The sequence below is a fragment of the Escherichia sp. KTE159 genome (assembly GCF_000408805.1).
Lineage (GTDB): Bacteria > Pseudomonadota > Gammaproteobacteria > Enterobacterales > Enterobacteriaceae > Escherichia > Escherichia marmotae.
Map to the genome: position 1 here is coordinate 3,344,213 of NZ_KE137292.1, position 21,989 is coordinate 3,366,201.

Consider the following 21,989-nt stretch of genomic DNA (forward strand, 5'->3'; position numbering starts at 1 on the left):
AAGATGGATGAATGAGCCGTTATGGCCGTTTATCAAAAGGAAGATGTCAATGCGCAATCTGGTTAAATATGTCGGAATTGGCCTGCTGGTTATGGGGCTTGCGGCCTGTGATGATAAAGACACTAACGCTACAGCGGAAAGCACAGTCGCGGAAAGTAACGCTACCGCGAATACCGTCAACCTGCTTGATGGCAAGTTAAGCTTCTCGCTGCCAGCAGATATGACCGACCAGAGCGGTAAGCTGGGAACACAGGCCAATAACATGCACGTCTGGTCCGACGCCACTGGGCAGAAAGCAGTGATTATTATTATGGGCGATGATCCGAAAGAAGACCTGGCTGTGCTGGCGAAGCGTCTGGAAGATCAGCAACGTAGCCGCGATCCACAACTGCAAGTGGTGACTAACAAAGCCATTGAGCTGAAAGGTCACAAAATGCAGCAGTTAGACAGCATCATCTCCGCTAAAGGCCAGACGGCGTACTCTTCCGTCATTCTGGGTAACGTGGGAAATCAAATGCTGACGATGCAAATCACGCTGCCTGCTGACGATCAGCAAAAAGCGCAGACCACTGCAGAAAACATCATTAATACACTGGTGATTCAGTAATTTTAAGATGATGAAACGGCCTCCGGTACTTGCTCCGGAGGCCGTTTTTTTAATCGCCACGTCAGCAATAACGCGATTGCTACCAATCCCGCCGCCGCCAGATAAATCACTGGCACACCTGCCCAACTCATCACCAGCCCAGCCAGCGGCCCGGTCACGCCCAGCGATAAATCCATAAACACAGTATAGGTTGCCAGCGCCGCCCCCTGATTCTGCTGAGGCACCGCTTTTACCGCCACCACGCCCAACGCCGGGAACACCAGCGAAAATCCCGCCCCCGCCAGTAGGACGCCGATTTTCGCCATCCACGGCATGGTCGCCACGCCAACCAATAGCAGGCCGATAATCTCAACGCTAAAGCAGATCATCGCCACGTTTAAGCCGCCAATACGATTAATACCGTTAGGGAATAACAGCCGCGTACCGACAAATGCACAGCTAAACAGCGTCAGCGCGAAAGCTGCGCCGTCCCAACCTTTAGCGTCATAAAACAGTGTGATAAAAGTGGCGATGACACCAAATCCGGCGGAAGCTAACGCCAGTGCCATGCCGTATAGCCAGACGCGCCCAAGCACCGCGCGAAACGGCAGCGGCTTGCCTTTGTTGGCTTTCACTGAAGGACGCGGGATCGCCAACAGAATTGCCACCAGTGCCACGCCCATAATGATTAACGCCAGCGCCTGCAAACCGCCCCAGTGATAAAACAGCACGCCCAACGGCGCGCCCATAGCCATCGCCCCGTAAGTGACAATGCCGTTCCAGGAAATGACTCGCCCGATATGCAGCGAACCAACCACGCCAACGCCCCACAGTGTCGAGCCGGTTCCGGCAAAACTTTGTCCAATGCCGAGAATTACACGCCCCAGACACAGTAATAACAGGCTGATGACGGGCAGACTGGCGGTTAATCCTGCCGTCAGATACCCCAGACCACTCAAAAAGCAGCCGCACAGACCAAAGATGACTATCTTTTTTGGCCCCAGCAAATCGGCGTAACGGCCGGCATGAGGACGACTCAGCAAGGTGGCGAAATATTGCAGGCTGATAACCAGCCCCGCCCAGAAGGCGCTAAAACCCATCACATCATGGACATAGCCCGGCAATACAGCGAGCGGCAACCCGATGGTAAGGTAGCTGGCGAAGTTAAACATGACAATGGAGACAATGCGCAAATTCAGGCGCAATCCGTTAAATGCCGGTTCGGCAACGGGTTCGGGCATGAGGATCACCACGTTTTTACAACAGTGTTTCATTTTTACCACGTGCTGACGTGGAAATCAGCAGTAAGAATCAGAATATTGCTGGCGTGACTCCCGCTACACTTAATACAAAAAGTCACAAGGAAGCCCCAATGGAAACCCCTCAACCCGATAAAACGGGTATGCACATCCTGCTGAAGCTGGCCTCACTGGTGGTGATCCTCGCGGGTATTCACGCAGCAGCAGATATCATAGTGCAACTGTTGCTGGCGCTGTTTTTCGCCATTGTCCTCAACCCGCTGGTCACCTGGTTTATTCGTCGCGGAGTCCAGCGTCCCGTTGCCATTACGATTGTGGTGGTAGTAATGCTGATCGCACTTACCGCGCTGGTCGGCGTGCTGGCGGCATCGTTTAACGAATTTATCTCCATGTTGCCGAAATTTAACAAGGAACTGACGCGTAAACTCTTTAAATTACAAGAAATGTTGCCATTTCTTAATCTGCATATGTCGCCGGAACGGATGCTTCAGCGGATGGACTCAGAAAAACTCGTAACATTCACCACTGCGCTAATGACCGGACTTTCCGGGGCAATGGCGAGCGTGCTTTTGCTGGTGATGACCGTGGTTTTCATGCTGTTTGAAGTGCGCCACGTGCCTTACAAAATGCGCTTTGCGCTGAATAACCCACAGATTCACATCGCGGGATTACACCGCGCACTTAAAGGCGTTTCGCATTATCTGGCCTTGAAGACGCTGTTAAGTTTATGGACGGGCGTGATCGTCTGGTTAGGGCTGGCGCTGCTGGACGTACAGTTTGCACTGATGTGGGCAGTTCTGGCGTTTTTGCTCAACTACGTGCCCAATATCGGCGCGGTGATCTCCGCCGTGCCGCCGATGATTCAAGTGCTGCTGTTTAATGGCGTTTACGAATGCATCCTGGTCGGCGCACTGTTTTTAATCGTCCATATGATCATCGGCAATATTTTAGAACCACGGATGATGGGCCATCGCCTTGGAATGTCCACCATGGTGGTGTTTCTTTCATTGTTAGTCTGGGGATGGCTGCTCGGCCCGATTGGCATGCTACTTTCAGTACCACTAACCAGCGTGTGTAAAATCTGGATGGAAACCACGGAAGGCGGCAGCAAACTGGCGATTTTACTGGGACCAGGCAGACCGAAAAGTCGGTTACCGGGATGAGGCGACAAGTGATACGATACGCACTTTCCATCATAATTAAACGTTGGCCCTGATATGTATCGGATAGTTCTGGGGAAAGTTTCGACCTTAAGCGCAGCTCCACTGCCACCGGCTTTGCGCGATCAAGCACCGCAAGGCCCACGGCGAGAACGCTGGCTGGCGGGGCGTGCATTGCTTTCGCACACGCTTTCTCCACTACCGGACATCATCTACGGTGAACAAGGGAAACCCGCCTTCCCCCCGGAAACGCCGCTCTGGTTCAACTTAAGTCATAGCGGTGACGATATCGCCCTGCTGTTGAGCGATGAAGGTGAAGTCGGCTGTGATATCGAAGTGATTCGCCCGCGCGCCAACTGGCGTTGGCTGGCGAACGCGGTGTTCAGCCTCGGAGAACATGCCGAAATGGACGCTGTGCATCCTGACCAACAACTGGAAGTGTTCTGGCGTATCTGGACACGCAAAGAAGCCATCGTTAAACAGCGTGGCGGCAGCGCCTGGCAAATCGTCAGCGTAGACAGCACCTACCAGTCATCGCTGTCAGTCAGCCATTGCCAGCTCGACAATTTAAGCCTGGCAATCTGCACCCCTACTCCCTTTACGCTCACCGCCGACAGTGTGCAATGGATCGATTCACTTAACTGATCCGCCCGTCCGACTGCCTATCTCTTGATCCAGAACAGGTTATCAGTATGACGAATACTTAAAATCGTCATACTTATTTCCGCCATCTATTTTAATCCATTGGGGTTACCATGTTCTCCACACTCCGCCGCACTCTGTTTGCGCTGCTGGCTTGTGCGTCTTTTATCGTCCATGCCGCCGCGCCAGATGAAATCACCACCGCCTGGCCGGTGAACGTCGGGCCACTAAACCCGCACCTTTACACGCCTAACCAGATGTTCGCCCAGAGCATGGTTTATGAACCATTGGTGAAATATCAGGCAGACGGTTCGGTGACCCCGTGGCTGGCAAAAAGCTGGACCCATTCGGAAGATGGCAAAACCTGGACCTTCACCCTGCGTGATGACGTGAAATTCTCTAATGGTGAACCGTTCGATGCAGAGGCCGCAGCAGAAAACTTCCGCGCAGTGCTCGATAACCGTCAACGTCACGCCTGGCTGGAGCTGGCAAATCAGATTGTTGGTGTCAAAGCACTCAGCAAAACCGAGCTACAAATCACCCTGAAAAGCGCCTACTATCCTTTCCTGCAAGAACTGGCTCTGCCGCGCCCTTTCCGCTTTATCGCTCCGTCACAATTTAAAAACCACGAAACCATGAACGGGATTAAAGCCCCGATTGGCACCGGGCCGTGGGTTTTGCAGGAATCGAAACTGAATCAATACGATGTCTTCGTCCGTAACGAAAACTACTGGGGTGAAAAACCGGCAATTAAAAAGATCACCTTCAACGTGATCCCCGACCCGACTACTCGCGCGGTAGCTTTCGAAACCGGTGATATCGACCTGCTGTACGGTAATGAAGGGCTGCTGCCACTCGATACCTTCGCCCGCTTTAGCCAGAACCCGGCTTACCACACTCAACTGTCACAACCGATCGAAACTGTGATGCTGGCGCTTAATACCGCCAAAGCCCCTACCAACGAGCTGGCAGTGCGGGAAGCGCTCAATTACGCCGTAAACAAAAAATCGCTGATTGATAACGCATTGTATGGCACCCAGCAGGTTGCCGACACTCTGTTTGCCCCTTCTGTGCCTTACGCTAATCTCGGCCTGAAGCCGCGCCAGTACGATCCACAGAAAGCGAAAGATTTGCTGGAAAAAGCAGGCTGGACGCTGCCTGCGGGCAAAGATATCCGCGAGAAAAACGGTCAGCCGCTGCGCATTGAACTGTCGTTCATCGGCACCGATGCGTTAAGCAAATCAATGGCAGAAATCATTCAGGCCGATATGCACCAGATTGGCGCTGATGTCACATTAATTGGAGAAGAAGAGAGCAGTATCTACGCCCGCCAGCGTGACGGTCGATTTGGCATGATTTTCCACCGCACCTGGGGCGCGCCATACGATCCACACGCTTTCCTGAGTTCGATGCGCGTACCGTCGCACGCTGACTTCCAGGCACAGCAAGGATTAGCCGACAAGCCGCTGATTGATAAAGAGATTGGCGAAGTGCTGGCGACCCATGACGAAACACAACGTCAGGCACTATATCGCGACATTCTGACCCGTCTGCACGACGAGGCGGTTTATCTGCCAATCAGCTATATCTCGATGATGGTGGTGGCAAAACCGGAACTGGGCAACATCCCCTACGCGCCGATTGCCACTGAAATTCCGTTCGAACAGATTAAACCGGTGAAACCTTAATGTTGCGTTATGTATTGCGCCGCTTTCTGCTGCTGATCCCGATGGTGCTTGCCGCCTCGGTGATCATTTTTCTGATGCTACGCCTCGGCACCGGCGATCCAGCGCTCGATTATCTGCGTCTGTCCAACCTGCCGCCGACGCCGGAAATGCTGGCTTCTACCCGCACAATGCTCGGTCTGGATCAGCCGCTGTACGTGCAATACGGCACCTGGCTGTGGAAGGCGCTACATCTTGACTTTGGTGTCTCATTCGCCAGCCAACGCCCGGTGCTGGACGATATGCTGAATTTCCTGCCCGCCACGCTGGAACTGGCAGGCGCGGCGCTGGTGTTAATTCTGCTCACTTCCGTGCCGCTCGGTATCTGGGCGGCGCGCCATCGCGATCGCCTGCCCGATTTCGCCGTGCGTTTTATCGCGTTTCTCGGCGTGTCGATGCCTAACTTCTGGCTGGCATTTTTGCTGGTGATGGGGTTTTCGGTGTATCTGCAATGGCTGCCCGCGATGGGCTACGGCGGCTGGCAGCACCTCATTTTACCTGCGGTATCCATCGCCTTTATGTCGCTGGCGATAAACGCACGTCTGCTGCGCGCCAGTATGCTGGACGTCGCCGGTCAGCGTCACGTGACCTGGGCGCGGCTACGCGGTCTGAACGACAAACAGACCGAACGCCGTCACATCCTGCGCAATGCCTCGCTGCCGATGATCACCGCCGTGGGGATGCACATTGGCGAGCTGATCGGCGGGACAATGATTATCGAAAATATCTTTGCCTGGCCGGGCGTCGGCCGTTACGCCGTGTCGGCAATTTTTAACCGTGACTATCCGGTCATTCAGTGTTTTACGCTGATGATGGTGGTGGTTTTTGTGGTCTGTAATTTGATTGTTGATTTGATCAATGCTGCGCTGGACCCGCGTATTCGTCGTCATGAAGGAGCGCACGCGTGAACTTTTTCCTCTCTTCCCGCTGGTCGGTACGTCTGGCGCTGATCATTATCGCCCTGCTGGCGCTGATTGCGCTCACCAGCCAGTGGTGGCTACCGTATGATCCACAGGCGATTGATCTGCCTTCTCGCCTGCTTTCGCCAGATGCGCAGCACTGGTTGGGCACTGATCATTTAGGCCGCGATATTTTCTCGCGGCTGATGGCGGCGACTCGCGTGTCGCTCGGCTCAGTAATGGCCTGCCTGCTGCTGGTACTGACGTTAGGGTTGATTATTGGCGGTAGTGCCGGGCTGATTGGCGGGCGCGTCGATCAGGCCACCATGCGCGTTGCGGATATGTTTATGACCTTCCCGACCTCGATTCTGTCGTTCTTTATGGTCGGCGTACTCGGCACCGGGCTAACCAACGTGATTATCGCCATCGCCCTGTCGCACTGGGCGTGGTACGCACGTATGGTGCGCAGCCTGGTGATTTCACTGCGCCAACGCGAGTTTGTGCTGGCGTCACGGCTTTCTGGCGCGGGCCATGTGCGGGTGTTTGTCGACCATCTGGCAGGCGCGGTGATCCCTTCGCTGCTGGTACTGGCAACGCTGGATATCGGCCATATGATGCTGCACGTGGCGGGAATGTCCTTCCTCGGCCTCGGCGTGACCGCGCCGACCGCCGAATGGGGCGTGATGATTAACGACGCGCGCCAGTATATCTGGACTCAGCCGCTACAAATGTTCTGGCCGGGGCTGGCGCTGTTTATCAGCGTGATGGCCTTTAACCTGGTGGGTGACGCACTGCGCGATCATCTGGATCCTCATCTGGTGACGGAGCACGCACACTAATGCCGCAACAGATTGAACTGCGCGATATCGCGCTACAGGCCGCAAAGCCGCTGGTGCACGGTGTATCGTTAACCCTGCAACGCGGCCGCGTGCTGGCGTTAGTTGGCGGTAGCGGCAGCGGGAAATCATTAACCTGCGCCGCGACGCTGGGCATTCTACCCGCAGGCGTTCGCCAGACGGCTGGGGAAATTTTAGCCGATGGCACACCGGTTTCTCCCTGCGCCCTACGCGGTGTCAAAATTGCTACCATCATGCAAAACCCACGCAGCGCCTTTAATCCGCTGCACACCATGCACACCCACGCGCGGGAAACCTGCCAGGCGTTAGGGAAACCCGCCGATGACGCCACGCTTATCGCAGCCATAGAAGCAGTGGGGCTGGAAAACGCTGCGCGCGTGCTGAAGCTGTACCCGTTCGAGATGAGCGGCGGCATGTTGCAGCGCATGATGATTGCGATGGCAGTGCTGTGTGAATCACCGTTTATCATCGCTGATGAACCAACTACCGACCTTGATGTGGTGGCGCAGGCGCGCATCCTTGATCTGCTGGAAAGCATTATGCAAAAGCAGGCTCCGGGAATGTTGCTGGTCACTCATGATATGGGCGTAGTGGCGCGTCTGGCGGACGATGTAGCAGTGATGTCACACGGTAAGATTGTCGAACAGGGCGATGTCGAAACGCTGTTTAACGCGCCGCAACATCCGGTGACGCGCAGCCTGGTTTCCGCTCATCTCGCGCTTTACGGTATGGAGCTGGCATCATGACTTTACTTAACGTTTCCGGCCTTTCACATCACTATGCGCACGGAGGATTTAGCGGTAAGCACCAGCATCAGGCGGTACTGAATAACGTTTCTCTGACCCTGAAAAGCGGTGAAACTGTCGCCTTGCTGGGGCGCAGCGGCTGTGGGAAAAGTACTCTCGCACGGCTGCTGGTGGGTTTAGAGTCGCCGTCGCAGGGCACGATTAGCTGGCGCGGTGAACCGCTGGCGAAGCTCAATCGCGCCCAGCGTAAAGCGTTCCGCCGTGATATTCAGATGGTGTTTCAGGACTCCATCAGCGCCGTTAACCCACGCAAAACCGTGCGCGAGATCCTGCGTGAGCCGATGCGTCACCTGTTATCGCTGAAAAAATCGGAGCAACTGGCGCGCGCCAGCGAAATGCTGAATGCGGTAGATCTCGACGACAGCGTGCTCGACAAGCGCCCACCGCAGCTAAGCGGCGGTCAACTCCAGCGCGTCTGCCTGGCGCGCGCGCTGGCAGTCGAACCGAAATTGCTGATTCTGGATGAAGCCGTTTCTAACCTTGACCTGGTACTGCAGGCGGGAGTGATTCGCCTGCTGAAAAAGCTGCAACAGCAGTTTGGCACCGCCTGCCTGTTCATCACCCACGACTTACGCCTGGTAGAACGTTTTTGCCAGCGGGTAATGGTGATGGACAACGGGCAAATCGTCGAAACCCAGGTGGTGGGAGAGAAATTAACCTTTTCCTCTGACGCCGGACGTGTGCTACAAAACGCGGTATTACCCGCATTCCCCGTGCGCCGTCGCGCCACAGAAAAGGTTTAACGCAAATGCAACGAGTCACCATCACGCTTGATGACGATTTACTGGAGACGCTGGACAGCCTGAGCCAGCGTCGCGGCTATAACAACCGTTCCGAAGCTATCCGCGATATTCTGCGTAGCGCTCTGGCACAGGAGGCTACCCAGCAGCACGGCACACAAGGTTTCGCGGTGCTCTCCTATGTGTATGAACACGAAAAACGCGACTTAGCCAGCCGTATTGTCTCCACGCAGCATCACCACCACGACCTTTCGGTCGCCACGCTGCATGTGCACATTAATCACGACGACTGCCTGGAAATCGCCGTGCTGAAAGGTGACATGGGCGATATACAGCATTTTGCCGATGATGTTATCGCCCAGCGCGGCGTGCGGCACGGGCATTTGCAGTGCTTGCCGAAGGAAGATTGATTTATTTCTGAAACGAGGAAAGAAAAGATATTAACTGAACTTAATTTATAAAATTAAGTTCAGTTGCATAGATAGATCCTGTAAAGGCAGATGTTCTGCGTAATGAACGCAGCTAAAATTTATGACTTCGCTTTATGACATCACAATATGAAGCCAGGTTTCCCTTCCTTACGCCATTGTCCCAATCGTCTTCCTGAATCGCAGTAGCGCGATGGTGAAAAACGCGCCGCCAATTGCCATCAGCGTCAGGAACTGCGGCCAGACGATTTCGAATCCGGCACCACGGTAGAGAATGGCTTGCGCGAGGCTAACAAAGTGTGTCGTCGGCATGGTCAGCATAATATCCTGCACCATCTGCGGCATACTTTCGCGCGGGGTAGAGCCACCGGAAAGCATTTGTAACGGTAGCAACACCAGAATCACCAGCAGCCCAAGCTGTGGCATCGAACGTGCTATCGTCCCCATAAAAATGCCGATTGACGTGGTGGCAAACAAACTGAGCGCTACACCCAGCATAAACAGCGGGATCGAGCCTTCAATCGGTACGCCCAGCACACCTTTCACCATCAGCACCAGCGATAATCCCGACACCACCAACACCACCAGCCCCATCGACCAGACCTTCGCCATCATGATCTCAAACGGCGTTATCGGCATCACCAACAAGTGTTCCACCGTGCCGTGTTCACGCTCACGGATCAGTGCCGATCCGGTGAGCACAATCGCCAGCATGGTAATGTTGTTGATGATCGCCATCACCCCGCCAAACCACGCGGGGTCGAGGTTCGGGTTAAAGCGCATGCGGGTTTCCAGCGATACCAACGGTTCGCTGTTATCACGGTAGCGCGCGACAAAGCTATTCACTTCACCGTTGATAATATTCTGGATATAACCGTTGCCAGTGAATGCCTGGCTCATGCGCGTGGCATCGACGTTCACCTGAATATCTGGCTGGCGTCCGGCGAGGACATCACGCTGAAAATTTGGCGGAATATTTATCGCGAAGGTATAGCGTCCGGCGTCCAGTCCGGCATCCATCTCATCGGCGGTGATCATCTCCGGTGGCAAAAACCACGGGCGATAGAAGCTGTTAACGATCCGGTTCGACAATTGCGATTGATCCATATCGGCAATAGCGATCGGCGCGAGGTTCAACGATCCTGGCGTAACGGTTGCCGACGAGTACACCGACACCGTAAACGAGAAGACAATCAGCGTCAGCATCGCTTTATCACCGAGCAGACTGCGCAACTCTTTGATACCCAGATTAAAAATATTGCGTAAATGGCGCATCATCCCTCCTGTTTTTTCAGTAGCAGGATGCTTAAGCCCATCACCAGCGGTATGGCTATCAGCAACGGGATGAAAAGTTGCCACAAATCAGTCAGATCCAGCGCCTTCGAGAATGTCCCACGGGCGATAGTCAGAAAATGGCTGGTCGGATAAACCTCGCCAATCCAACGTCCCGGCCCTTCCAGTGAAGCTACCGGATCGATCATCCCGGAAAACTGCGTCGCCGGAATCAACGTGATTATGGCAGTACCGAAAATGGCGGCTATCTGGCTTTTCATAAAGGTGGAGATCAGCAGCCCCATTCCGGTGGCGATGATGATATACAGCAGTGCCGCCAGGGTGAGCGTCAGGAAACTGCCTTTATGCGGCACGCCAAACACAAACACCGACAGGCCGCAGAGCAGGAAAAAGTTCAGCATTCCCAGCGCGATGTACGGTAGCTGTTTACCGAGCAAAAATTCGCTGCGGGTAGTAGGCGTAACGTAGAGATTGATAATCGACCCCAACTCTTTTTCCCGTACCACGCTAAGGGCGCTTAGCATTGACGGAATCATCATCAACAGAAGCGGGATCACCGCCGGAACAATCGCTGGCAGACTTTTTACGTCCGGGTTATAGCGATAGCGCGTCTCAATGTTCATCAGACCGCTTTGACTGGCTGGTGTCGATTGTTGGCTTGCCTCGTTCTGTAGCCAGTTCTGATGCATCGCCTGCACGTAACCTTTTACCGTTTCAGCGCGGCTGGGCATCGCGCCGTCGATCCAGACGCCGATTTCCACCGGCGTACCGCGTGCGATATCGCGGCCAAAATTGGGTGGGATCTCAATCGCTACCGTCACATCTCCTGCACGCATCCGGCGCTCAAGCTCGTCGTAACTGGTGAGCGGCGGCTGTTCGATAAAGTAACGGGAACCGGAGAGATTGAGTGTCCACGCCTGGCTGCTGACAGTCTGGTCGCGGTCAAGCACCGCAAAGCGCAGGTTTTCCACATCCATACTGATGCCGTAACCCATTATCAGCATCAGGATCACCGTCCCCATCAGCGCCAGCGTTGAACGTACCGGATCGCGTCGCAGTTCCAGTGCTTCGCGGCGGCTGTAGCTAAACAGACGACGCAGGCTAAATCCCTGACGCGGCGCGTGAGTGGTGTCATGTCCCACGGGCGGTGCTTCAACTTCGTTGCTCTGCCCTGCCGCTTCCTGCAAATAGGCGATAAATGCCTCTTCCAGGCTGGCAGCCCTGCGTTTCTCAACCAGCTCCTGCGGCGTGCCGCTGGCGAGTACTTTTCCGGCGTGCATCAGCGAGATGCGGTCGCAGCGTTCCGCTTCGTTCATAAAGTGGGTGGAGATGAAAATGGTCACTTTGTCCTGGCGCGAGAGATCCACCATCAACTGCCAGAACATATCCCTCGCCACTGGATCGACGCCAGAAGTCGGCTCATCGAGGATTAACATCTCCGGGCGATGAATCACCGCCACAGCCAGCGAAAGTCGCTGACGAATACCGAGCGGCAGGGATTCCGGCAGTGCATCTTCAACATCGTTGAGCTTAAAACGCTCGCTCATCTCAGCAACTCGCGCAGGAATGTCCACTTCCGGAATGTGAAACAAGCGGGCATGTAACTCAAGGTTTTGCCGCACGGTGAGTTCGTTATAAAGCGAAAACGCCTGCGACATATAACCCACCCGCCGGCGGGTATCGATATCTTTTGGATCGACTGGTTGCCCAAACAACCACGCTTCACCTTCGCTGGCAGGCAGCAGCCCGGTGAGCATTTTCATGGTGGTGGATTTACCGCAGCCGTTCGAACCGAGAAACCCAAAAATCTCCCCGCGTGGAATGCGAAAATTAACGTGATCAACAGCGACAAAGGAACCAAAACGCATGGTCAGATCGCGCGCTTCGATGGCAATCTCTGCGTTTTCAGGTTGATACGGTGGGATGACTACCGCCTGATGCGCCTGGCGTTGCGCTTGCGGCAACAGATTTATAAATGCTTCTTCCAGCGTGGCGCTTTGCGTTTGCTGCCGCAGCTCTTCGGCACTTCCGGTTGCCAGCACTTCTCCGGCATTCATCGCTACCAGCCAGTCGAAGCGTTCGGCCTCTTCCATATAGGCGGTGGCAACCAGCACGCTCATATTACTCTGCCGCTGGCGGATGCTGTCGATCAGATCCCAGAACTGGGCGCGGGAGAGCGGGTCAACCCCCGTCGTAGGCTCATCAAGAATCAACAATTCCGGATCGTGGATTAACGCACAACACAACCCAAGTTTTTGCTTCATGCCGCCGGAGAGTTTACCCGCCGGACGATCGCGAAAAGGTGCTAACCCGGTACTGGTCAGTAGTTCATTAATTCGCACTTCCCGCTCCGCTTTGTCGTGACCGAACAAGCGGGCGAAAAAATCGACGTTTTCATACACCGACAAGGTGTGGTAGAGGTTTTTGCCCAGTCCTTGTGGCATCCAGGCGATGCGCGGGCAGACGTCGCGGCGATGCTTCGGGTCGCGCATATCGCCGCCCAATACCATCACGCTGCCCTGCTCAATGACGCGGGCACCAGAAATCAACGACAACAAACTCGACTTCCCGACACCGTCAGGGCCAATCAGCCCGACCATACAGCGGGCCGGAATATCGAGAGTGATATTGTTCAGCGCAACGGTTTTTCCATAATGCTGGCTCACGCCCGCCAGTTGCGCGACAGGCGGGACGGGAACCAGTTCCAGATGCGTCATTGCGGCAACCTCACCGCCAGGTCTTCAGGCCACGGAAGTTCTTCATTCACCCGCACCCACGCCACGCCCGGCAAGCCAGTTTTGACATATTCCAGATGCTGCTGGAGTAATTCCGGTGGGATACGCGCTTTGACGCGGAACATCAGTTTCAGCCGTTCATCGCTGGTTTCGACGGTTTTTGGCGTGAACTGGGCAACGCTGGCGACAAAGCTGATGGTCGCCGGAATACGCAGATCTGGCGCGGCATCAAGGATCAGACGCGCTTCCCCGCCCAGTTTCAGCGTGCCAGCCTGTTCGGTTGGCAGGAAGAAGGTCATATAGACATCGCTCAGGTCGACCATATTCAGCACCCGACCGCCTGCCGCCAACACTTCACCAGGCTCAGCAACCCGATACTGCACACGTCCGTCGCGCGGGGCTTTCAGTTCACTATCGTCGATATCTGCCGCGATACGCCGTTCAGTGGCTTGTGCGGCTTCGACACGCGTTTGCGCCTGAATGATATTGGTGCGTGCCGCTTCTATAGCGGCTTTAGAGGCAGAAACCTGGGCTTTTGCCGATTCCAGCGCAGCACGGGCGCTTTCGGCAGCGGCGCGGTCATCATCCAGTTGTTGCGCAGAAATAGCCCCACTATGGGCGAGCGAGCGGGAACGGGTATGACGTTTGGCAACGGAGTCCAGTTCAGCCTGGCGTTGATTGACCAGCGACTGCGCGGCGCGAGTTTCACTTTGCCTCTGCTCCAGCAAGGCCCGGGCGGCAGCAACGGCGCTTTGTGCTTCTTTGATTTGTGCGATGGCTTCCAGCCGCTGCTCCTGCAACACGCGGGTATCCATTTTCGCCAGCACTTCACCTTCGCGGACAAACTGGCCTTCTTTCACCAGAATAGTGTCGATACGCCCGGCGATTTTGCTGGCGATATCCACTTCCGTCGCTTCAATGCGCCCATTACTGACGGCAAAACCTTCCGGCACACCTGTCGGGCGCAACAACCACCATGCCACGACGGTAGCAACCGCCAGAACCCCGACAACCCACCACGCCAGATGGCGTTTACTCTTATCCATAATCGATCCGCCATAATCCCTGTAAGCAAACGAAACGTGTTACAACTGCCACTGAACGACGTTCAGCGGATTCTTCCATCCGGGATAAGAAGGAAACGGCATATGCGGCCAGGGCGCTGCAAGATGAGCACCAACGGGGAAGGCTTAGTGAAAACGGGTAGTAATGTTGTCATCATCAGCATTCCTGGCCGTAAATGAAACACGCATACTCATAATTGAAATCAATTAAATACTAACAGTTATATTCATGTTGTCTATTTGATTACTATCAGCTTGTGATACACCACGATGTTCTACATTTCGATTACGTTCTTAACCAAAAATCCTTTTTACAGGTTCTCAGGTTGTGCGACATAAATTTTCACAACAGGAAATAATGTAACTATCACACAGAGTTATTATCCCCTTGAGTACGAATATTTCACGAATGTGAATACGTTTTTTACGAAAAGATGATGAATGAGAAAAGACTGCACCTTACGCAACGATGAAAATAAGAAAAATATATTAATTCAGAATTCATCGTAGGATAAATATTTAATTACCAGCTTTAATCCATCTCTAAAAGCCGATACTTACAACAATAAATCCAGCTATAGTAAAGTCACTTTTTACAATTAGTGGTATCTCATTGTTATATTTAATTAGCTGAAAATACTACTTATACGTTTTCTGATATTAGCAGAAAAACATATGGAGATAGAGATGAATATCTATATTGGATGGTTATTTAAATTAATCCCTTTGCTAATGGGGGTAATATGCATCGCATTAGGTGAGTTTGTATTAGCAGGTTCTGGACAAAGTGAATACTTCGTTGCAGGGCATGTTCTGATTTCTCTCTCTGCAATATGTCTGGCATTGTTCACTACCGCATTTATTATTATCTCTCAGTTAAATCATGGCGTGAATAAACTCTACAACACATTATTCCCTGTTATTGGTTATGCTGGCTCCATTGCAACTATGATTTGGGGATGGTCATTTCTGGCCAGCGATAATGTGATGGCAGATGAATTTGTCGCCGGGCATGTGATTTTCGGTGTTGGCATGATTGCCGCCTGCGTATCAACCGTGGCGGCCTCTTCCGGGCATTTTCTGCTGATCCCGAAAAACGCAGCGGGTAGTAAGAGTGATGGAACACCATTGCAGGCGTATTCTTCAACTATCGGTAATTACTTAATTGCTATCCCCGTTCTGCTCACTCTCTTCGGTTTTATTTGGTCAATAGTGCTGTTACGCAGCGCAAATATCACACCACATTATGTTGCAGGCCATGTACTCCTGGGGCTAACAGCAATTTGCGCTTGTCTTATTGGTCTGGTTGCTACCATCATCCATCAAACGCGGAATACGTTCTCAGCGAAAGAACATTGGCTCTGGTGTTATTGGGTTATTTTACTCGGCTCACTTACCGTTATTCAGGGCATCTACGTATTAATCAGTTCAGATGAAAATGCCCGTCTGGCTCCGGGTATTATTCTCATTTGTCTGGGGATGATCTGCTACAGTATTTTCTCCAAAGTGTGGTTGCTGGCGCTGGTCTGGAGACGCGCCTGTTCGTTAACCAACAGAATACCCATGATACCCGTATTTACCTGTCTGTTTTGCCTGTTCCTCGCGGCATTCCTTGCTGAGATTGCGCAAACCGATATGGCTTACTTTATTCCCTCGCGGGTTCTGGTTGGCTTAGGTGCAGTGTGTTTTACGCTGTTTTCAATTGTTTCTATATTAGAAGCAGGGTCTGCAAAAAAATAATAGAAAAGACTTCAGATAAGACGCTGAGCGTCTTATCTGGGCTTTATTCAGGTTGATTCCCCCTGATTTCACTGCGAAAACGAGGGGGTACTTTACGTCTTATTCTGCCGCCAAATCCTGCGCACAAGCCCACGCGCTGGACCACGCCCACTGGAAGTTATAGCCTCCCAGCCAGCCTGTGACGTCCATCACTTCACCAATAAAGTACAGCCCAGACACTTTGCGCGCTTCCATCGTCCGTGATGAGAGTTCATTGGTGTCCACGCCGCCGAGAGTCACTTCGGCGGTGCGATAGCCTTCGGTGCCGTTGGGTTGTACGCGCCACTCGGTCAATGTGGTAATCAGCGCCTGTTGGTCACGCACGTTGAGCTGTTTTAGCGGGACGTCCGGGATTTGCCCAAGTTGTTGCAACCGTTCAACCAACCGTTTCGGCAGATGAACCGCCAACGTGTTCTTCAGGCTCTGATTCGGATGTGCACTGCGCTGCTCGTTAAGGAAGGCTTCCAGGTCGACATCCGGTAGCAGATTGATGCTGACAAATTCACCCGGTTGCCAGTAGCTGGATATCTGCAACACCGCCGGACCAGATAAGCCACGATGCGTGAAGAGTAAATTTTCACGGAACACCGTGCCGTTTTCAGCGGTGATCACTGAAGGTACTGCAACGCCTGCCAGCACCTGTAACTCTTCCAGCAACGGTTTATGCAGTGTGAATGGCACCAGACCAGCGCGCGTCGGCAACACGTTGAGGCCAAATTGTTCGGCAATCTTATAACCGAACGGCGACGCGCCCAGACCCGGCATCGAGAGGCCTCCGGTCGCAATGACCAGTTTATCGCAGCCGACGGTCATACCATTCAGTTCAAGCGTAAAACCCGTTTCATCCTTTGCCACACTCAGCACTTCGCTACGCAATCTGAAGGTCACATTACCCTTCTCACACTCTGCCACCAGCATGTCAACAATCTGCTGTGCGGAGTCATCGCAAAAGAGTTGCCCTAACGTTTTCTCGTGCCAGGCGATGCCGTGTTTATTGACCAGATCAATAAAATCCCACTGCGTAAATCGGGCGAGGGCAGACTTACAAAAATGCGGATTCTGGCTCAGATAGGCACCAGGCTCGACATAAAGGTTGGTAAAGTTACAGCGCCCACCACCAGACATGAGGATTTTGCGCCCCGGTTTTTTACCATTATCGATCAGCAAAACTCTGCGCCCTGCCTGACCTGCCAGCGCAGAACAGAACATACCAGCCGCACCAGCGCCTATAATAATGGCATCAAACCTTTCCACGTTGCGCTCCTCTTAGAAAAAATGGGCGTGAATTGTAAAGATTCCTCAGTGGCCGCACCAGCATCAATATTACTTAGGGGAAGTATTTATCTGAATTATATAAGATAATTATTTTTTGAGTGAAATTCATACAGGAGGCAAATCAAAAAAATCTATATTTCACTTTGCCCGCGCCGCGAAAGTCACTGATAATGCGCCGCGTTCATGTCCTCAAAATGGCGTAACGTCCTATGCTACATTTGTTTGCTGGCCTGGATTTGCATACCGGGCTGTTATTATTGCTTGCACTGGCTTTTGTGCTGTTCTACGAAGCCATCAATGGTTTCCATGACACCGCCAACGCCGTGGCAACTGTCATCTATACCCGCGCGATGCGTTCTCAGCTCGCAGTGGTTATGGCGGCAGTGTTCAACTTCCTGGGTGTTTTGCTGGGTGGTCTTAGTGTTGCCTATGCCATTGTGCATATGCTGCCGACAGATCTGCTGCTTAATATGGGATCGTCTCATGGCCTTGCTATGGTGTTCTCTATGTTGCTGGCGGCGATTATCTGGAACCTTGGTACGTGGTACTTTGGTTTGCCTGCATCCAGCTCCCATACGCTGATTGGCGCGATTATCGGTATTGGTTTAACCAATGCGTTGATGACTGGTACGTCAGTGGTGGATGCACTCAATATCCCGAAAGTATTAAGTATTTTCGCATCTCTGATCGTTTCCCCTATTGTCGGCCTGGTGTTTGCTGGTGGTCTGATTTTCTTGCTGCGTCGCTACTGGAGCGGCACCAAGAAACGCGCCCGTATCCACCTGACCCCAGCGGAGCGTGAAAAGAAAGACGGTAAGAAAAAGCCGCCGTTCTGGACACGTATCGCACTGATCCTTTCTGCTGTCGGCGTGGCGTTTTCTCACGGAGCGAACGATGGTCAGAAAGGCATTGGTCTGGTTATGCTGGTACTGATTGGCGTCGCACCAGCAGGCTTCGTGGTTAATATGAATGCCACAGGTTACGAAATCACTCGTACCCGCGATGCTATCAACAACGTGGAAGCTTACTTTGAGCAACACCCTGCGCTGCTCAAACAGGCGACCGGTGCTGATCAGTTAGTGCCGACTCCGGAAGCAGGCGCAACACAGCCTGCGGAGTTCCATTGCCATCCGTCGAATACCATTAACGCGCTCAACCGCCTGAAGGGCATGTTGACCGCCGATGTGGAAAGCTACGACAAGCTGTCGCTTGACCAGCGTAGCCAGATGCGCCGCATTATGCTGTGCGTTTCTGACACTATCGACAAAGTGGTGAAAATGCCTGGTGTCACTGCGGATGATCAGCGTCTGTTGAAGAAATTGAAGTCCGATATGCTTAGCACCATCGAGTATGCTCCGGTATGGATCATCATGGCGGTCGCGCTGGCGTTAGGTATCGGGACGATGATTGGCTGGCGTCGTGTGGCGACGACTATCGGTGAGAAAATCGGTAAGAAAGGCATGACCTACGCTCAGGGGATGTCTGCCCAGATGACGGCGGCGGTGTCTATCGGTCTGGCGAGTTATACCGGGATGCCTGTTTCCACCACTCACGTACTCTCCTCTTCCGTAGCGGGGACGATGGTCGTTGATGGCGGTGGCTTGCAGCGTAAAACGGTAACCAGCATTCTGATGGCCTGGGTGTTTACCCTCCCGGCTGCAGTGCTGCTCTCCGGCGGGTTGTACTGGATCTCTTTGCAGTTCCTGTAATCGCACGCATAAAAACGAGCGGGTCAGTTTTCTGGCCCGCTTTTTTTATGCCTTATTGCCGTGGTACTTAATGCCAAATCATCAATGCAATCAGGCTTATCACCACCAGACCACACAATGCGCTGGTCAGGATAAACTGCCGACGCACACGCTCGCAGCGACGAATAAACTCATCATCGTGATGATCACGATACCTCTGAGCATAGATATACCAAACGAGACGAACCTGTTTGTTGGGTTGGCCATGTGAGGTAAAAAAGCCCCCTCCATCAACATATTGATAGAGCAATGGATCGCAATTACGCAGTACCACTAACAACGCGCGTAGTGATGAGAAATAGCGCGCCATGTTAACAATGCAAACGACACATAAAGCCCAAAATAATGCGACGGTGCTTATCATACCTCCTCCCCGGCGACCTGCCCACGGAGTTCCACCCCGGGGCTACCGCTCCCGATACGCTGCCAATCAGTTAACACCAGGTCCTGGAGAAACCGCTTTTGTCGTAACGAACATCCGAGCGGCTCTATAGATAGTGTAGGAGATCAGGTTGTTTTTTTTCCATAAGGTTAACCACTATCAATATATTCATGTCGAAAATTTGATTATCTGATTGGTAAGCAAGGCGGATTGACGGATCATCCAGGTCGCTATAAGGTAAGGATGGTCTTAACACTGAATCTTTACGGCTGGGTTAGCCCCGCGCACGTAGTTCGCAGGACGCGGGTGACGTAACGGCACAAGAAACGCTAGCTGGCCAGTCATCGACAACTTTATGGAAGGAGTAACACTATGGCTTATAAACACATTCTCATCGCGGTCGATCTCTCCCCGGAAAGCAAAGTTCTGGTAGAGAAAGCGGTCTCTATGGCCCGCCCCTACAATGCGAAGGTTTCTCTGATCCACGTAGATGTAAACTACTCTGACCTATACACCGGACTTATTGATGTGAATCTGGGTGATATGCAGAAACGCATTTCCGAAGAGACTCATCACGCGCTGACTGAGCTTTCCACTAACGCAGGCTACCCAATTACTGAAACTCTGAGCGGCAGCGGCGATCTGGGTCAGGTTCTGGTTGATGCGATCAAGAAATACGATATGGATCTGGTGGTTTGTGGTCATCACCAGGACTTCTGGAGCAAACTGATGTCTTCCGCACGCCAGCTAATCAACACCGTTCACGTTGATATGCTGATTGTTCCACTGCGTGACGAAGAAGAATAATCATTCCCCTCTACTTGCTCCTGAACGCCCGCTCATGCGGGCGTTCTGCTTTTTGTTTTGAGCCGATGTTAATCTGCAGTCAGAAAGCTCACTGCGTAGCGAGCAATTCAAATTTACACCCCATAAAAAAGCATGTAACGCCATTACACATAAAAACATCAGCATGATTGGCTGGTTATTTTTGCTGTGATAGTGCATTAATGCATTCATTACATCAATATTAAGAATTTTAGACGCGTGTAAAATCTTTCGCGCGCAATCACTTACGCGTTCATACTTTTCAGGACGGTATTGGAAGGTTAATAAATATGAATACAACAACACCCACTGGGATGCTGCAGCAACCTCGCCCATTTTTTATGATCTTTTTTGTCGAATTATGGGAACGATTCGGCTACTACGGCGTGCAAGGCGTGCTGGCGGTTTTCTTCGTTAAACAGCTCGGATTTTCACAAGAGCAAGCCTTTGTCACCTTTGGTGCCTTTGCGGCGCTGGTCTATGGCCTTATCTCGATCGGCGGTTATGTTGGCGACCATCTATTGGGAACCAAACGCACCATTGTTCTCGGGGCAATTGTGCTGGCGATTGGCTACTTTATGACCGGGATGTCGTTACTCAAACCTGACCTGATCTTCATCGCGCTGGGGACTATCGCCGTCGGCAACGGCTTGTTTAAAGCCAACCCTGCCAGCTTGCTTTCTAAGTGCTATCCGCCAAAAGATCCGCGGCTCGATGGCGCTTTCACCCTGTTTTACATGTCAATCAACATCGGCTCGTTGATAGCATTATCGCTGGCACCAGTTATCGCTGACAGATTTGGTTATTCCGTCACCTATAATCTGTGCGGTGCGGGGTTAATTGTCGCGTTACTGGTCTACATCGCCTGTCGTGGAATGGTAAAAGATATTGGTTCTGCGCCAGACTTCCGACCAATGAGCTTCAGCAAACTGTTGTACGTGTTGATTGGCAGCGTTGTGATGATCTTCGTCTGCGCATGGCTGATGCACAACGTGGAAGTTGCCAACCTGGTGCTGATAGTCCTCTCCATCGTCGTCACCATTATTTTCTTCCGTCAGGCATTCAAGCTGGATAAAACCGGGCGCAACAAGATGTTTGTCGCCTTTGTGCTGATGCTCGAAGCGGTGGTGTTTTACATCCTCTACGCCCAGATGCCAACATCACTGAACTTCTTTGCCATCAACAACGTGCATCATGAAATCCTCGGCTTTTCCATCAACCCGGTCAGCTTCCAGGCGCTCAATCCGTTCTGGGTGGTCATTGCCAGCCCGGTACTGGCGACTATCTATACCCGTCTGGGCAGCAAAGGCAAAGATCTCTCGATGCCGATGAAATTCACCCTTGGCATGTTTATGTGTTCATTGGGTTTTCTGACTGCCGCCGCTGCGGGGATGTGGTTTGCTGATGCCCAGGGACTGACATCGCCGTGGTTTATCGTCCTGGTTTACTTGTTCCAGAGCCTGGGTGAACTGTTTATTAGCGCCCTGGGTCTGGCGATGATTGCTGCGCTGGTGCCGCAGCATTTGATGGGATTTATTCTCGGGATGTGGTTCCTGACGCAGGCAGCCGCATTCTTGCTGGGCGGCTATGTAGCGACATTTACCGCCGTGCCGGACAACATTACCGATCCGCTACAGACATTACCGGTCTACATCGATGTGTTTAGCAAAATTGGTCTGGTCACGCTGGGCGTTGCGGTGGTAATGCTGCTGATGGTGCCGTGGCTGAAACGGATGATTGAGACGCCAGAAAGCAATTAATTTTTCCTGCAGCAAACCGGGTAGCAG

General features: G+C 52.7%; 20 protein-coding genes. 13 read left to right on the plus strand and 7 right to left on the minus strand.

What is annotated here, in order from left to right; genetic code table 11:
• The first annotated feature begins 49 nt into the window (after positions 1 to 49).
• Complete coding sequence (dcrB, locus tag A31E_RS05815) at positions 50 to 607, plus strand: phage sensitivity protein DcrB (RefSeq protein WP_001245289.1); 558 nt, start codon at positions 50 to 52, stop codon at positions 605 to 607.
• A 2-nt stretch (positions 608 to 609) separates the two neighbouring features.
• On the opposite strand, the gene A31E_RS05810 is transcribed toward dcrB, so the two are convergent.
• Positions 610 to 1,860 (minus strand): MFS transporter, encoded by a 1,251-nt coding sequence (locus A31E_RS05810; RefSeq protein ID WP_001517276.1) that lies wholly within the window; start codon positions 1,858 to 1,860, stop codon positions 610 to 612.
• A gap of 98 nt (positions 1,861 to 1,958) precedes the next feature.
• Here A31E_RS05810 and A31E_RS05805 point away from each other — a divergent pair, with 98 nt between their 5' ends.
• The 8 genes from A31E_RS05805 to nikR all read left to right on the plus strand — a co-directional run bounded on the left by A31E_RS05805 (position 1,959) and on the right by nikR (position 9,083).
• The gene (locus tag A31E_RS05805) at positions 1,959 to 3,008 is read left to right on the plus strand and encodes an AI-2E family transporter (RefSeq protein ID WP_010381063.1); all 1,050 of its coding nucleotides are present in this window, start codon (positions 1,959 to 1,961) and stop codon (positions 3,006 to 3,008) included.
• 54 nt (positions 3,009 to 3,062) lie between these two features.
• A complete protein-coding gene (gene acpT, locus A31E_RS05800; protein WP_000285763.1) occupies positions 3,063 to 3,650 on the plus strand; it encodes a 4'-phosphopantetheinyl transferase AcpT in 588 nt (195 codons plus the stop codon).
• Positions 3,651 to 3,760: 110 nt separating this feature from the next.
• Entirely contained in the window at positions 3,761 to 5,335 is a 1,575-nt protein-coding gene (gene nikA / locus A31E_RS05795; protein ID WP_016249312.1) for a nickel ABC transporter substrate-binding protein, read from the plus strand.
• Positions 5,335 to 6,279: a nickel ABC transporter permease subunit NikB gene (gene nikB, locus A31E_RS05790; protein WP_000947086.1), complete on the plus strand. Its 945-nt coding sequence runs from the start codon at positions 5,335 to 5,337 to the stop codon at positions 6,277 to 6,279. The genes nikA and nikB overlap by 1 nt, the downstream gene beginning before the upstream one ends.
• Complete coding sequence (gene nikC / locus A31E_RS05785; RefSeq protein ID WP_001008957.1) at positions 6,276 to 7,109, plus strand: nickel ABC transporter permease subunit NikC; 834 nt, start codon at positions 6,276 to 6,278, stop codon at positions 7,107 to 7,109. The genes nikB and nikC overlap by 4 nt, the downstream gene beginning before the upstream one ends.
• Positions 7,109 to 7,873, plus strand: a complete 765-nt coding sequence (nikD, locus tag A31E_RS05780) for a nickel import ATP-binding protein NikD (RefSeq protein ID WP_016249313.1) — start codon at positions 7,109 to 7,111, stop codon at positions 7,871 to 7,873. The genes nikC and nikD overlap by 1 nt, the downstream gene beginning before the upstream one ends.
• A complete protein-coding gene (gene nikE, locus A31E_RS05775) occupies positions 7,870 to 8,676 on the plus strand; it encodes a nickel import ATP-binding protein NikE (protein WP_000173709.1) in 807 nt (268 codons plus the stop codon). Before nikD ends, nikE begins: the two co-directional genes overlap by 4 nt.
• A 5-nt stretch (positions 8,677 to 8,681) precedes the next feature.
• Complete coding sequence (nikR, locus tag A31E_RS05770) at positions 8,682 to 9,083, plus strand: nickel-responsive transcriptional regulator NikR (protein WP_001190061.1); 402 nt, start codon at positions 8,682 to 8,684, stop codon at positions 9,081 to 9,083.
• A gap of 168 nt (positions 9,084 to 9,251) precedes the next feature.
• On the opposite strand, the gene A31E_RS05765 is transcribed toward nikR, so the two are convergent.
• The 4 genes from A31E_RS05765 to A31E_RS26270 form a co-directional block, all read right to left on the minus strand.
• Complete coding sequence (locus A31E_RS05765; RefSeq protein WP_001314210.1) at positions 9,252 to 10,376, minus strand: ABC transporter permease; 1,125 nt, start codon at positions 10,374 to 10,376, stop codon at positions 9,252 to 9,254.
• Positions 10,376 to 13,111: a ribosome-associated ATPase/putative transporter RbbA gene (rbbA, locus tag A31E_RS05760; RefSeq protein WP_016249314.1), complete on the minus strand. Its 2,736-nt coding sequence runs from the start codon at positions 13,109 to 13,111 to the stop codon at positions 10,376 to 10,378. The genes A31E_RS05765 and rbbA overlap by 1 nt, the downstream gene beginning before the upstream one ends.
• Positions 13,108 to 14,175, minus strand: a complete 1,068-nt coding sequence (locus tag A31E_RS05755) for an HlyD family secretion protein (RefSeq protein WP_000361522.1) — start codon at positions 14,173 to 14,175, stop codon at positions 13,108 to 13,110. The genes rbbA and A31E_RS05755 overlap by 4 nt, the downstream gene beginning before the upstream one ends.
• 62 nt (positions 14,176 to 14,237) lie before the next feature.
• The gene (locus A31E_RS26270) at positions 14,238 to 14,351 is read right to left on the minus strand and encodes a hypothetical protein (RefSeq protein WP_214678606.1); all 114 of its coding nucleotides are present in this window, start codon (positions 14,349 to 14,351) and stop codon (positions 14,238 to 14,240) included.
• Positions 14,352 to 14,880: 529 nt separating this feature from the next.
• On the opposite strand from A31E_RS26270, the gene A31E_RS05750 reads away from it, so the two are divergent.
• Complete coding sequence (locus tag A31E_RS05750) at positions 14,881 to 15,933, plus strand: DUF2776 family protein (protein WP_010381050.1); 1,053 nt, start codon at positions 14,881 to 14,883, stop codon at positions 15,931 to 15,933.
• 99 nt (positions 15,934 to 16,032) lie between these two features.
• Here the strand turns inward: A31E_RS05750 and A31E_RS05745 are convergent, their stop codons facing one another.
• The gene (locus A31E_RS05745) at positions 16,033 to 17,226 is read right to left on the minus strand and encodes a BaiN/RdsA family NAD(P)/FAD-dependent oxidoreductase (protein WP_000439152.1); all 1,194 of its coding nucleotides are present in this window, start codon (positions 17,224 to 17,226) and stop codon (positions 16,033 to 16,035) included.
• 230 nt (positions 17,227 to 17,456) lie between these two features.
• Here A31E_RS05745 and pitA point away from each other — a divergent pair, with 230 nt between their 5' ends.
• Positions 17,457 to 18,956: an inorganic phosphate transporter PitA gene (pitA, locus tag A31E_RS05740; RefSeq protein WP_000902773.1), complete on the plus strand. Its 1,500-nt coding sequence runs from the start codon at positions 17,457 to 17,459 to the stop codon at positions 18,954 to 18,956.
• A gap of 67 nt (positions 18,957 to 19,023) precedes the next feature.
• On the opposite strand, the gene uspB is transcribed toward pitA, so the two are convergent.
• Positions 19,024 to 19,359, minus strand: a complete 336-nt coding sequence (gene uspB, locus A31E_RS05735) for a universal stress protein UspB (RefSeq protein WP_000626185.1) — start codon at positions 19,357 to 19,359, stop codon at positions 19,024 to 19,026.
• Positions 19,360 to 19,749: 390 nt separating this feature from the next.
• Between uspB and uspA the strand changes: the two genes are divergently transcribed.
• Positions 19,750 to 20,184, plus strand: a complete 435-nt coding sequence (uspA, locus tag A31E_RS05730) for a universal stress protein UspA (protein ID WP_000323571.1) — start codon at positions 19,750 to 19,752, stop codon at positions 20,182 to 20,184.
• Between the two features lie 308 nt (positions 20,185 to 20,492).
• On the plus strand, positions 20,493 to 21,962 hold the full coding sequence (dtpB, locus tag A31E_RS05725) for a dipeptide/tripeptide permease DtpB (protein ID WP_001098671.1): 1,470 nt from the start codon (positions 20,493 to 20,495) through the stop codon (positions 21,960 to 21,962).
• The last annotated feature ends 27 nt before the right edge of the window (positions 21,963 to 21,989 follow it).

Bases quoted from the DNA above. Each gene is read 5' to 3' on its own strand.
- uspB (WP_000626185.1), bottom strand. From the start codon at position 19,359: ATGATAAGCACCGTCGCATTATTTTGGGCTTTATGTGTCGTTTGCATT.
- dtpB (WP_001098671.1), top strand. From the start codon at position 20,493: ATGAATACAACAACACCCACTGGGATGCTGCAGCAACCTCGCCCATTT.
- pitA (WP_000902773.1), top strand. From the start codon at position 17,457: ATGCTACATTTGTTTGCTGGCCTGGATTTGCATACCGGGCTGTTATTA.
- nikR (WP_001190061.1), top strand. From the start codon at position 8,682: ATGCAACGAGTCACCATCACGCTTGATGACGATTTACTGGAGACGCTG.
- nikD (WP_016249313.1), top strand. From the start codon at position 7,109: ATGCCGCAACAGATTGAACTGCGCGATATCGCGCTACAGGCCGCAAAG.
- A31E_RS26270 (WP_214678606.1), bottom strand. From the start codon at position 14,351: ATGATGACAACATTACTACCCGTTTTCACTAAGCCTTCCCCGTTGGTG.
- rbbA (WP_016249314.1), bottom strand. From the start codon at position 13,111: ATGACGCATCTGGAACTGGTTCCCGTCCCGCCTGTCGCGCAACTGGCG.
- acpT (WP_000285763.1), top strand. From the start codon at position 3,063: ATGTATCGGATAGTTCTGGGGAAAGTTTCGACCTTAAGCGCAGCTCCA.
- A31E_RS05805 (WP_010381063.1), top strand. From the start codon at position 1,959: ATGGAAACCCCTCAACCCGATAAAACGGGTATGCACATCCTGCTGAAG.
- A31E_RS05755 (WP_000361522.1), bottom strand. From the start codon at position 14,175: ATGGATAAGAGTAAACGCCATCTGGCGTGGTGGGTTGTCGGGGTTCTG.
- nikB (WP_000947086.1), top strand. From the start codon at position 5,335: ATGTTGCGTTATGTATTGCGCCGCTTTCTGCTGCTGATCCCGATGGTG.
- A31E_RS05750 (WP_010381050.1), top strand. From the start codon at position 14,881: ATGAATATCTATATTGGATGGTTATTTAAATTAATCCCTTTGCTAATG.
- A31E_RS05765 (WP_001314210.1), bottom strand. From the start codon at position 10,376: ATGCGCCATTTACGCAATATTTTTAATCTGGGTATCAAAGAGTTGCGC.
- nikA (WP_016249312.1), top strand. From the start codon at position 3,761: ATGTTCTCCACACTCCGCCGCACTCTGTTTGCGCTGCTGGCTTGTGCG.
- A31E_RS05810 (WP_001517276.1), bottom strand. From the start codon at position 1,860: ATGAAACACTGTTGTAAAAACGTGGTGATCCTCATGCCCGAACCCGTT.
- dcrB (WP_001245289.1), top strand. From the start codon at position 50: ATGCGCAATCTGGTTAAATATGTCGGAATTGGCCTGCTGGTTATGGGG.
- uspA (WP_000323571.1), top strand. From the start codon at position 19,750: ATGGCTTATAAACACATTCTCATCGCGGTCGATCTCTCCCCGGAAAGC.
- nikE (WP_000173709.1), top strand. From the start codon at position 7,870: ATGACTTTACTTAACGTTTCCGGCCTTTCACATCACTATGCGCACGGA.